Source organism: Ilumatobacter sp. (assembly GCF_030065885.1).
Lineage (GTDB): Bacteria > Actinomycetota > Acidimicrobiia > Acidimicrobiales > Ilumatobacteraceae > Ilumatobacter.
In genome coordinates, this window is record NZ_JASJCS010000134.1 from 1 (window position 1) to 10,854 (window position 10,854).

The window sequence follows — 10,854 nt, forward strand, 5'->3', positions numbered from 1 at the left end:
GTGACGGTGATCCACGCGATCGGCATCTGGAACGAGCTGATCCTCGCCACGATCTACCTCACCAACGACGACCTCTACCCGATCACCCGAGGTCTGATCGTCTTCGACGGTGTGTACGGCGACAACTACGTGCAGCTCGCAGCGGCGGTGTTGATTCTGATGTTGCCGATGCTCGTGCTGTTCATGTTCCTGCAGCGCTACATCATCTCGGGCCTGACGTCGGGCGCCGTCAAGGGCTAGCGGCGAGGGACTGCGGGTGCCCGTCACGATCACCGACGTCAGGACGATCCTGACCCAGCCGGGCGCGTCCCGGCTGGTGATCGTGAAGGTGCTCACGTCCGAGGACGGGCTGTACGGGGTCGGCTGTGCGACCTTCACCCAGCGCGTGTTCGCCGTGGAGGCCGCGATCGAGCGTCATCTCAAGCCGTTCCTCGTCGGCCGCGACGTCGACCGCATCGAGGAGACCTGGCAGATGTCGATGGTCCACGGCTACTGGCGCAACGGCCCCGTTCTGAACAACGCGATCTCCGGCGTCGACCAGGCGCTCTGGGACATCAAGGGCAAGCGAGCCGACATGCCGGTGTACGAACTGCTCGGCGGCAAGTGCCGCGAGGCTGCCGCGACCTACGTCCACGCCGAGGGCAGCGACCCGCGGGAGGTCGCCGAGCGTGCGCAGGCCCTCGTCGACGAGGGCTATCGCCACGTCCGGATCCAGTTGGGTGGATACGGCGGCGCCGGCGCCGCGGACCGGCGTCCGCACGGCTCGCCGGACGGTAACTACTTCGACCCGCGTGCGTACGGACCGACCATGCTCGGGATGGTCGAGCACGTCCGCGGCGAGCTCGACGAGTCGATCGAGCTGCTCCACGACGTGCACGAGCGCCTGCATCCGATCGACGCCGTCCAGTTCGCGAAGGACGTCGAGCCGTACCGGCTGTTCTTCCTCGAGGACCTCCTGGCGCCGGAGGACATCGGCTGGTTCGAGACGGTCCGTCAGCAGAGCGCGACGCCGCTGGCGATGGGCGAGCTGTTCAACAACCCGCACGAGTGGCGGGGCCTGATCACCGACCGGCTGATCGACTTCGTGCGTGTGCACGTCAGCCAGATCGGCGGCATCACCCCGGCGCGCAGCCTGGCCCTGCTGGCCGACACCTTCGGCGTCAGGACCGCCTGGCACGGTCCGGGCGACACCTCGCCGGTCGGCCACGCCGCCAACCTGCACCTCGACGTGTGGGCTCCGAACTTCGGGATCCAGGAGTGGTACCGGCCGTCGGAGCTCGAGTACGAGGTGTTCCCCGGCCTCCCCCGGGTCGAGCAGGGCTACCTCTACCCGAACGACCTGCCAGGCCTCGGCATCGACATCGACGAGCAACTCGCCGCGGCGCACCCGTGCGACGAGGCCGTCGAGCAGTGGACCCAGACCCGCCTGCCCGACGGGAGCCCGGCACGGCCATGAGCGCACGGCATCCCGAGCTCGCCGACCGCGTCGCCGTCGTCACCGGCGCCGCCAAGGGCATCGGCAGGGGCATCGCGGTGCGTCTCGCTCACGAGGGGATGCGCGTGGCGATCGTCGACATCGACGGCGACGCACTCGCCGACGCCGCCGACGCACTCGGAGCGATCGGGGCTCGGCACCTTCCGCTGCGGGCCGACGTCGGCAGCCCCGACGACATCGACGCGATGTTTCGCTCGGTGCGCGAGTCGTTCGGCACGATCGGCCTGCTCGTGAACAACGCCGCCGATCTCGAGCGTCGCCGTCCGCTCGACGAACACCCCGAGCTGCTCGAGCTGCAGCTGGCGACCAATGTGACGGGCCCGTACCTCTGCTCGCAGCGTGCCGCACGCATCATGGCCGCATCCGCCGGCGGCAGCATCGTGAACATCTCGTCGGTCGGCGCGCTGCGAGCCCACCACCGCGGGCTGCCCTACGACGTCACCAAGGGCGCCATCGACGCGATGACGCGGGCGATGGCGATCGATCTCGGTCAGTACGGGATCCGCGTCAACGCCATCGCACCGGGCGTCACCCACACGTACCGGGCCGACGCGTCCGTCGGGACCGCCACGTATCGCGCCACCGAGGAGCGGATTCCACTGCGGCGGTTCGGCACGGTCGCCGACGTCGCCGCGATGGTGGCCTTCCTCGCCTCCGACGACGCGAGCTACGTCACCGGCCAGGTCATCTGCGTCGACGGCGGCATCACCGCGCAGCTCAGCCCACCCGGACCGGGCGCCCTCGAACCGGAGCCCGACGACGTCGTCCCGCCGACCCCAGAGAGGACCGCAACACCGTGAGACACCACACTGCTCGGGCTCGCCTCGGCGTCGTCGCGACGAGCTTCGTGTTGCTCGCCGCGGCCTGCGGCTCGGATTCGGACTCGGATGCGGCCGGCTCCGCCGCGGCGACGACCGAACTGCCGGCCACGACAGCGCCGGCGGCCACCACGACCACCGAGGCGCCGACCACCACGATCGCGCCGACGACCACGATCGCCACGCCGGCGCCGATCCCCGTCGAACCACCCGAGGGCATGGAGCTCGTGTGGAGCGACGAGTTCGACGGTGACGAGATCGACCCGGCCAACTGGACCTACGACATCGGCGGTTGGGGGTGGGGCAACGGCGAGGCGCAGTACTACACCGACCGCGCCGAGAACGCCCGGCTGCAGAACGGCCTGCTGGTGATCGAGCTCCGCCAGGAGCGCTTCGAGGAGTCCTACTACACCTCGGCACGACTGCTGACCCAGGGTCTGCAGGAGTTCCAGTACGGCCGCATCGAGGCGCGGCTCAAGGTCCCGAACGGGAAGGGCACGTGGCCCGCGTTCTGGATGCTCGGCGCCCGGTTCGACAAGGACGCCGCCGAGCAGGAGCGGCAGTGGCCCTTCGTCGGTGAGATCGACATCATGGAGTACACCGGCAAGGACCCCGACCTCGTCCTCGGCACCGTGCACGGCCCGGGCTACTCGGGCGCCGGCGGCAAGACGAAGTGGTTCCGGCAGGAGTTCGACATCGCCGACGACTGGCACACGTACGCGATCGACTGGAACGAGGAACGGATCCAGTGGTTCTTCGACGGCGAGATGTTCTTCGAGCTCGGTCCGGAGGACGTCGGTCAGCTCGAGTGGGTGTTCGACCAGCCGTTCTTCCTCATCCTCAACCTCGCCCACGGCGGAACGCTCGGCGGTTTCATCGACCCGGAGCTCGAGTACCCGATCCAGTACCTCGCCGACTACGTGCGGGTGTACCAGCCGGTCGACGGTTCGGGAGCCTGACGCGATGGCATCGGTCATCAGCCCCCGCAGCGGCGACGCCTCTCACGGCGCTCGATCCGGTGCCGAGCTGGTCTTCTTCGACGACTTCGCCGCAGGTGTGCTCGATCGGTCGATCTGGAACGTGCGCGTCACCGGGACGGTCGTCAACGACGAGCAGCAGGCCTACGTCGACTCACTCGACACCGTCTACGTCGAACCCGACGGGCCCGACCGCCACGTGCTCGTCCTCCACGCCCGCCACCGACCCGGCTTCGTGACCGACGACGGTCAACGGTTCGACTTCGTCTCGGCTCGCCTCGACACGCGGGACAACGTCGAGTTCCGGTACGGCAGCGTCGCGGCTCGCATGAGGCTGCCCGCCGGGCCGGGGTTGTGGCCGGCGTTCTGGCTGTTCGGTGACGGGCCGTGGCCGGACACGGGCGAGATCGACGTGATGGAGTACGCCGGCGAACCCGAGTGGATCACGTGCGCTGCCCATGGCCGTGGGTACGCCGGCGAGTCGGCGCTCGTCAACCGTGCCTACTTCGACGCAGGGGACACGGCGACCGAGTGGCATGTCTACGGCGTCGACTGGCTGCCCGACCAGCTGATCTTCCGCGTCGACGGTCGGTTGGTGTACCGCATCACCACGCCGATGGTCGACTTCGTCGGTTCGTGGGGTTTCGACGCCGACAAGTTCCTGATCCTCAACCTGGCGCTGGGTGGGATCTACCCGTTCAAGTCGAACGGGCTCCGCGAGCCGTACCACGGACTCAGCGACGAGGCGGTCGAGTCGATCCGGCGCGACGACGCACGGGTGCTCGTCGACTGGGTACGTGTCACGAGCCACGGCGGCGACGGAACGGGGCGGATCGCGTGATCGTCCACTTGACCGTGTGGCGAGCGGGTGGCATGCTGTCCGGGAGCGCTCCCAGGAGCGCTCCCAGGTGGCGCCTGGAACGAGGGGACGACGTGAACCGCACAATCCGGCGGACAACGGACGAGCGAGCGGGGGCGCCGTGGTAGCGCGCACCGACCGTCCGACCGTGGCCACCGACGACCGGATCCGGGCCCTCCTCGCGTCGATGACCCCTGCCGAGAAGGTCGGCCAGATGACCCAGGTCGAGCTCGGCAGCATCACGCCGGCCGAGGTCGCCGAGCGGGCGATCGGATCCGTGCTGAGCGGTGGCGGTGGCAACCCGGGTGACGGGTCGGTGGGCGCCTGGCGCGACGGTGTCGACTCGTTCGTGGCGGCGTCGCGGCGCAGCCGACTCGGGATCCCGATCCTCTACGGCACCGACGCCGTGCACGGTCACAACAACGTGGTCGGCGCGACGATCTTCCCGCACAACATCGGCCTCGGTGCGACCGGTGACGCCGATCTCGTCCGGCAGGTCGCACGTGCGGCCGCCCTCGAGACGGCGGCGACCGGGGCGCGCTGGTCGTTCGCGCCGTGCCTCGCGGTCCCGCAGGACATCCGCTGGGGACGAACCTACGAGGGCTTCTCGCAGGAACCGACGGTGGTCGCCGCCCTCGGGCGGGCGGCCGTCGAGGGATGGCACGGCGAGCACCTGCCGGTCGACGGCGTGCTCGCCTGCGCCAAGCACTACGTCGGCGAGGGCGCGATGGAGTGGGGCACGGCGGGCAGTCACCGTCAGCCGTGGATCGACTGGTGGGACGGCTGGGGGCCCGACTGGCTCATCGATCAGGGCGACATCCGCATCACCGACGAGGAGATGCGGGAGGTGCACCTCGCGCCGTTCGTCGCGGCGATCGAGGCGGGCGCGCTCACCGTCATGGCGTGCTATGGCACGTGGCACGGCCGGCGCCTGCATGCCGACCGGTACCTGCTCACCGACGTCCTCAAGGGCGAGCTCGGGTTCGCGGGGTTCGTGGTCTCGGACTGGATGGCGCTCGAGCAGATCGACGCCGACTACCCGACGGCGGTCGAGCGCGCGATCGGCGCCGGCGTCGACATGGTGATGGTGCCGTTCAACCACGAGCGCTTCATCGGCACGACCCTCCAGCTGCTCGACGACGGCCGTCTCACGGTCGAACGCGTCGACGACGCCGTCGTCCGGATCCTGCGCGCCAAGGCGGCGATCGGACTGCTCGACGATTCGCCTCCGCCCGCGGTGTCGGCCGAGGTGATCGGCTGCGACGAGCACCGCTCGCTCGCGCGACGTGCGGCAGCACAGTCCACGGTGATCCTGTCGAACGCGTCCGCGCTGCCGATCGGGCCCGCGACGACGGTGCTCGCAGCAGGCGAAGCGCTCGACGACGTCGGGATCGCATGCGGCGGCTGGACGATCTCGTGGGAGGGGTCCCCGGGCCCGATCACGCCGGGCAGGACCATGCTCGACGGGCTCCGCAGTGCGCTCGGCACCGATCGCGTCGACTACGAGCGCGACGGGAGGTTCGGGGCGGTCAGGGCCCCTGTCGGCGTCGTGACGGTGCACGAGTTGCCGTACGTCGAAGGTGGCGGCGATCGAGCCGACCTGTCGGTGCCCGGCGAGCAGATCGACGTCGTGCGCCGTGTTCGCGACCACGTCGACCGTCTGGTCGTGCTCGTCGTCTCGGGCCGCCCGCTGCTCCTCGACGACGTCCTCGAGGATGCCGACGCCGTCGTGGCCTGCTGGCTGCCCGGCACCGAAGCGGACGGCATCGTCGACGTCCTGACCGGCCGTGTGCCGGCGAGCGGGAGTCTTCCCGTGTCGTGGCCGCGGAGCGCGGCACAGGTCGCAGGGCGGACGGGCTCGGTCTCCGAGCCCGCCGCCTGGCCCATCGGACATCGCGCCGGTGATCGACCGGCGATGACAGCAACAGGAGGCCCGTGATGGCAACGGTCGTGCTCGACAATGTGAACAAGGTGTATGACAACGGGTTCCACGCGATTCATGACCTGAATCTGGACATCGAGGATGGTGAGTTCTTGGTGTTGGTGGGTCCGTCGGGGTGTGGGAAGTCGACGGCGTTGCGGATGATCGCGGGGTTGGAGACGATCTCGGGTGGTGAGATGAAGATCGGCGAGCGGGTCGTGAACGATGTCGAGCCGAAGGATCGTGACATCGCGATGGTGTTCCAGAATTACGCGCTGTATCCGCACATGACGGTGTACGACAACATCGGGTTCGCGTTGAAGTTGGCGAAGGTGCCCAAAGAGGAGATCGATCAGCGGGTCCGGAAGGCGTCTGAGGTGCTCGAGTTGGATGAGTATCTGGATCGCAAGCCGGGTCAGTTGTCGGGTGGTCAGCGGCAGCGGGTGGCGATGGGTCGGGCGATCGTGCGTCAGCCTGCGGCGTTCTTGATGGATGAGCCGTTGTCGAACCTGGATGCGAAGTTGCGGGTGCAGATGCGTGCGGAGATCGCGGCGTTGCAGCGTGAGTTGGGTGTGACGACGTTCTACGTGACCCATGATCAGGTCGAGGCGATGACGATGGGTGATCGGGTGGCGGTGATCAAGGACGGGTACCTGCAGCAGGTCGACACGCCGCAGAATCTGTACGACAAGCCGGCCAACGTGTTCGTGGCGGCGTTCATCGGCTCACCCTCCATGAACCTCTACGACGCCGCCCTCACCGTCTCGGGCGACGGTGGCACGATCGACCTCGGCGACCAGACGCTCGCGTTGTCGTCCGAGTCGCTGGCCGCCCGCCCGGCGCTGCGCAACTACAACGGCAAGCGCGTCGTGCTCGGCATCCGCCCCGAGGACTTCGAAGACGCCGAGCTCGCCACCCACGCCGGCGAGGGGCGGCAGCTCAAGGCGCCCGTGTCGCTGCTCGAGGCGCTCGGCTCGGAGATCATGGTGCACTTCCGCCTCGAGAGCACGACGGTCGACTCGGGTGACCCCGACGCCGTCGAAGAGGCGGGCGGCGAACACAACGCCAACGCCGTCGGCCGCTTCAACCCGCGGTCGCGGGTGCGCCCCGGCCAGACCGCCGACATCGCCGTCGCGATCGAGAACCTCCACTTCTTCGACCTCGACACGCGCCTCGCCATCTGGGACTGAGCGCCGCCTCGACCCGACGTCAGGGGAGCGGCTGCCCCTCCGACGCCTGCACGATCGCATAGACGTCGGCTCGGTCGAGCTGCACGTCGAGCGCGTCCAGCGATGCGGTGATCCGCGCCGGGTTCTGCGTGCCGATGATCGCCACCGGTGCCGCTGGATGCGCGAGCACGAACGCCAGTGCGATCGACCCGCGGTCGACGGCCTCGCGTGTCGCCAGCCCGTCGAGCACGGCGACCAGCTCGGGTGCGAGACCCTCGCCCGTGGCGAGCCGGCCGCCCGCGAGCGGGCTCCACGCGAGCGGCACGATGCCGCTCGCCATGCAGTGGTCGAACGTGCCGTCCCGCATGGGGTCGAGCGCCACGGCCGAGAACTCCGGCTGGTTCGAGACGAGCGGGAACGGCAGGTGGGCCTGGAGCGCTCGCACCTGCTCGGTCGTGTGGTTCGAGACGCCGACCTCGCGGATCTTGCCGGCCTCTCGCAGCGCAGCCAGCGTCGCCGCCACCTCGGCGGGGTGGGCGTACAGGTCGGGCCGGTGGATCTGGTAGAGGTCGATCACGTCGACGGCGAGCCGGCGCAGCGAATCGTCGACCGCGGTCCGCAACCACTCGGGTGACGAGTCGTACGGCGTCGGCGGCGTGATGCCACCCTTCGTCGCGAGCACCATCCGGCTGCGCAGCGCCGGCGCGCGTGCGATGACCTTGCCCAGCAGTGCCTCGACGGCGCCGAAGCCGGTGCCGCCCCAATCGAGTCCGTAGACGTCGGCGGTGTCGATCAGGTTCATGCCGGCGTCGAGCGCCGTCTCGAGCAGGCCCTGGGCATGGTCGAGATCGTCGGTGGTGTAGCGCCACTGCCCGTAGGCGATCGGGCCGACCTCGCCGAGCGAGCCGAGGGTGCGAGGGGCGGAGCGAACGAGCGACGTCATGGCCGCCACGCTACCGATCACGCCGGTAGCCGTCCCACGAGGCCGGACGACCGGCCTCGGCGGTCAGCTCGGGGGAGGGCCGGTGGTCGATCGCTGGATCAGCGTGACCGGTGCGTGTTCACGCGAGAGGTCGGGCTCCTCACCGTTCAGCTGGTCGATGAGGACGCGGGCGGCTCGTGCGCCGTGCTCGGCGACGTCTTGGCGGACCGTGGTCAAGCCGACGACGGCGGCGACATCGTGGTCGTCGACGCCGATGACCGACAGCTGGCCCGGGATGTCGACCAGCCGGTCGCGTGCCGCGTGCAGCAGCCCGAACGCCATCTCGTCGGCGAGCGCGAAGACGGCGGTCGGCGGGTGCTCGGCCCCGAGCAGCGCTTCGAGCGCGTCGTACCCGCCCTGGATCGTGAAGTTGCCCGGCACGTGGATCCTGGGATCGGGGTCGATGCCGGCGTCTCGGCACACGTCCTCGAATCCCTGCTGACGCTGGTGGGGCACGCGGAACTCGAACGGATCGTGGAGAGGACCGTGCACCAGCCCGATCCGCCGGTGGCCGAGCTCGATGAGGTGTTCGGCCGCGAGCCTCCCGACCGCGACGTCGTCGATGCCCACGGACGGCACGTTCGACGTCTCCGGCCCGACCAGCACCACCGGGAGCTCCTTGCGGTGGAGCGAGTCGAGCTCTTCGGGCGTCAACGTGATGTCGACGACGATGAGCCCGTCGACGCGTCGGTGGATCGACTCGGACGCTTCGAGCAGCCCGCGCCGCTTCCCGATCGCTCCCATCCCGACGACGACGGTGTCGTAACCGGACTCGGCCGCCACGGCCTCGACGCCGGCGACGACGTTGGAGAAGTACCACCCGTTGAGTTGCGGGACCGCCACTGCGACCGAACGGGATCGCCCCGTGGCCAGGCGCGATGCGGCCGGGTCGGCCCGGTACGAGAGCTCGTCGGCGACGCGCTGGACTCGCTCACGGGTCGAGTTGGCGACGTTCGGGAGATCGCGCAGCGCCCGGCTCACCGTCGCCACCGACACACCTGCCACGCGGGCGACGTCTTCGATCGTGGCGCGGCTCCGCCTCGGTCGCGGGGTGGGGTCTCGCTGGGCGTCGCTCACGGTCGATCGATCCTGGACCCCCGGGGCTCGGTCGCCCCCGCCAGGCCCACCCGCTATGAAACCGCTTACATGTCGCCTGCGTCAAGCGCGCGGCCCTGCGCGGCGTGCGGTCGGGTCGGTGCGGCGCCGAACGAGGCGGGCGATCGTTCAGGCGATCTCGTCGACGATGCCGACGACGACCGCCCGGATCGGGCCGGTGGCGACATCGAAGATCTGGCGGGCCGATGATCCCTCGTCGAGGATCAGCACTCGTTCGCCGACCCCGGCGTTCACGACGTCGACGGCGATGACGTAGCCGCCGACCGTGCCGTCGGGGTCGATCAGGTCGCACAAGAGGAGCCGCTTGCCGTCGAAGAACGGGTGGCTGATCGGCGACACCACCGTGCCGGCGACCTCGGCGACCTTCACTCGCGGCCCCCGGCGAGCGTCACGTGGTCGACGAGTCCGACGATCGCGTGGTCGACCGGCACGAAGCGCTCGGGCAGGGCCTCGGCCGCCTCGCGCGACGAGACGAAGTACACGAGCTCGCCCGGCCCCGCCATGGCGACCGCGTCGGCGGCGACGACCGGGCTGCCCCGGTCGAGCTGGTGCTTGTCGAGCGGTTGGACGACGAGGAAGCGCACGCCTTCGAGGCCCTCGGCCTTGGTGGTCGCGACGACCGTGCCCATCACCCGACCCAGCTGCATCAGGCCTCGTCCCCACGGATGCGGCCATTGAACCGCAGCTCGACGGCGAGGTTGTCGGCCATCTCGGCGTGGAGCTGCGGGATGACCGTGCTGGCGACCAGCCGGTCGCGGCCCTCGATGCGCGACGTCGCGGCCTCGACCGCCGCCTCGACATCGGCGACGGTGCCCGCGAAGACGCAGTAGGCCTTGCCGCCCAGATCGTCGGCGAGACGCAGGGCCGGCAGTCCGACGGCCGCGGCCTTCACGCCGGCGTCGGCGGCGACGATCGCGGTGGCCGATGCGCTGGTCTCGACGACGCCGACGGCCTCGCCGTCGACCGGTGCTGCGGTGTCGGTGGTGGTGATCGCATCCATGACGGACGGGTGCACGTCGGCGAGGAACAGCGAGTCGACGACCGTGTCGAGGCCGCCGGCGTCGAGCGCCACCTCGACGGCAGCGGTGTCGCCGCCGACGAGCACCAGGTAGCGCCCGGGATGGACGGTGCCGGCGAAGAGCGAGGCGATCGGCGACGCCTTCGCCATCGCGTCGCCGGCGACGATGCCGGCGACGATCGACTCGAACTCGAGCAACCCGATCGCCGGGTCGAAGTCGGCGTGCCGCTCAGACAATGCGCAACGCTCCGATGACGGCCACGCGGCGGATCCGGGAGAACGTGCGCGGGCGGGTGAGGCCCTCGCCGGTGGGGCTGGCGATCGAGAACGACGTGAAGCCCTCGCCGCCGTTGCCGAGCCCGGAGAAGTTCGGGCCGTTGGCGACGAAGATCGAGCAGTTCATGGCGCGGGCCATGCGCGTGATGGTGTCGACGTTGGTGGAGTGGATCGAGGCGGTGTGCCGGAAGCCGTGCTCGCTGCGGACGGCGAGGTCGATGGC

General features: G+C 69.9%; 11 protein-coding genes and 2 pseudogenes. 7 read left to right on the plus strand and 6 right to left on the minus strand.

From position 1 onward, the window contains the following. The 7 genes and pseudogenes from QNJ12_RS20760 to QNJ12_RS20790 form a co-directional block, all read left to right on the plus strand. A pseudogene (locus QNJ12_RS20760) lies at positions 1-240 on the plus strand (carbohydrate ABC transporter permease); the annotation flags it as partial. 16 nt (positions 241-256) lie between these two features. Next, a complete protein-coding gene (locus tag QNJ12_RS20765; protein ID WP_300625602.1) occupies positions 257-1,456 on the plus strand; it encodes an enolase C-terminal domain-like protein in 1,200 nt (399 codons plus the stop codon). Beyond that, a complete protein-coding gene (locus QNJ12_RS20770; RefSeq protein WP_300625603.1) occupies positions 1,453-2,295 on the plus strand; it encodes an SDR family NAD(P)-dependent oxidoreductase in 843 nt (280 codons plus the stop codon). The genes QNJ12_RS20765 and QNJ12_RS20770 overlap by 4 nt, the downstream gene beginning before the upstream one ends. Next, positions 2,292-3,272: a glycoside hydrolase family 16 protein gene (locus QNJ12_RS20775; RefSeq protein WP_300625605.1), complete on the plus strand. Its 981-nt coding sequence runs from the start codon at positions 2,292-2,294 to the stop codon at positions 3,270-3,272. The genes QNJ12_RS20770 and QNJ12_RS20775 overlap by 4 nt, the downstream gene beginning before the upstream one ends. 4 nt (positions 3,273-3,276) lie before the next feature. Continuing rightward, on the plus strand, positions 3,277-4,131 hold the full coding sequence (locus QNJ12_RS20780) for a glycoside hydrolase family 16 protein (protein ID WP_300625607.1): 855 nt from the start codon (positions 3,277-3,279) through the stop codon (positions 4,129-4,131). Positions 4,132-4,297: 166 nt separating this feature from the next. Continuing rightward, positions 4,298-6,088, plus strand: coding sequence for a glycoside hydrolase family 3 protein (locus QNJ12_RS20785; protein ID WP_300625608.1), 1,791 nt, complete (start codon positions 4,298-4,300; stop codon positions 6,086-6,088). After that, positions 6,088-7,260 carry an ABC transporter ATP-binding protein gene (locus QNJ12_RS20790; protein ID WP_300625610.1) on the plus strand — a complete coding sequence of 391 codons (1,173 nt, stop codon included), beginning with the start codon at positions 6,088-6,090 and terminating at the stop codon, positions 7,258-7,260. The genes QNJ12_RS20785 and QNJ12_RS20790 overlap by 1 nt, the downstream gene beginning before the upstream one ends. A 19-nt stretch (positions 7,261-7,279) precedes the next feature. On the opposite strand, the gene QNJ12_RS20795 is transcribed toward QNJ12_RS20790, so the two are convergent. The 6 genes and pseudogenes from QNJ12_RS20795 to QNJ12_RS20820 form a co-directional block, all read right to left on the minus strand. Further along, entirely contained in the window at positions 7,280-8,182 is a 903-nt protein-coding gene (locus QNJ12_RS20795) for an aldo/keto reductase (protein ID WP_300625612.1), read from the minus strand. A gap of 63 nt (positions 8,183-8,245) precedes the next feature. Next, positions 8,246-9,298 (minus strand): LacI family DNA-binding transcriptional regulator, encoded by a 1,053-nt coding sequence (locus QNJ12_RS20800; RefSeq protein ID WP_300625614.1) that lies wholly within the window; start codon positions 9,296-9,298, stop codon positions 8,246-8,248. A 147-nt stretch (positions 9,299-9,445) separates the two neighbouring features. Beyond that, positions 9,446-9,706 (minus strand): EutN/CcmL family microcompartment protein, encoded by a 261-nt coding sequence (locus QNJ12_RS20805; protein ID WP_300625616.1) that lies wholly within the window; start codon positions 9,704-9,706, stop codon positions 9,446-9,448. Then, positions 9,703-9,984 carry a EutN/CcmL family microcompartment protein gene (locus QNJ12_RS20810; protein ID WP_300625618.1) on the minus strand — a complete coding sequence of 94 codons (282 nt, stop codon included), beginning with the start codon at positions 9,982-9,984 and terminating at the stop codon, positions 9,703-9,705. Before QNJ12_RS20810 ends, QNJ12_RS20805 begins: the two co-directional genes overlap by 4 nt. After that, positions 9,984-10,592: a BMC domain-containing protein gene (locus tag QNJ12_RS20815; protein WP_300625619.1), complete on the minus strand. Its 609-nt coding sequence runs from the start codon at positions 10,590-10,592 to the stop codon at positions 9,984-9,986. Before QNJ12_RS20815 ends, QNJ12_RS20810 begins: the two co-directional genes overlap by 1 nt. Then, positions 10,585-10,854 (minus strand): annotated as a pseudogene (locus QNJ12_RS20820) (aldehyde dehydrogenase EutE); the annotation flags it as partial. The gene QNJ12_RS20815 and the pseudogene QNJ12_RS20820, both read right to left, overlap by 8 nt.

Bases quoted from the DNA above. Each gene is read 5' to 3' on its own strand.
- QNJ12_RS20770 (WP_300625603.1), top strand. From the start codon at position 1,453: ATGAGCGCACGGCATCCCGAGCTCGCCGACCGCGTCGCCGTCGTCACC.
- QNJ12_RS20780 (WP_300625607.1), top strand. From the start codon at position 3,277: ATGGCATCGGTCATCAGCCCCCGCAGCGGCGACGCCTCTCACGGCGCT.
- QNJ12_RS20790 (WP_300625610.1), top strand. From the start codon at position 6,088: ATGGCAACGGTCGTGCTCGACAATGTGAACAAGGTGTATGACAACGGG.
- QNJ12_RS20795 (WP_300625612.1), bottom strand. From the start codon at position 8,182: ATGACGTCGCTCGTTCGCTCCGCCCCTCGCACCCTCGGCTCGCTCGGC.
- QNJ12_RS20810 (WP_300625618.1), bottom strand. From the start codon at position 9,984: ATGCAGCTGGGTCGGGTGATGGGCACGGTCGTCGCGACCACCAAGGCC.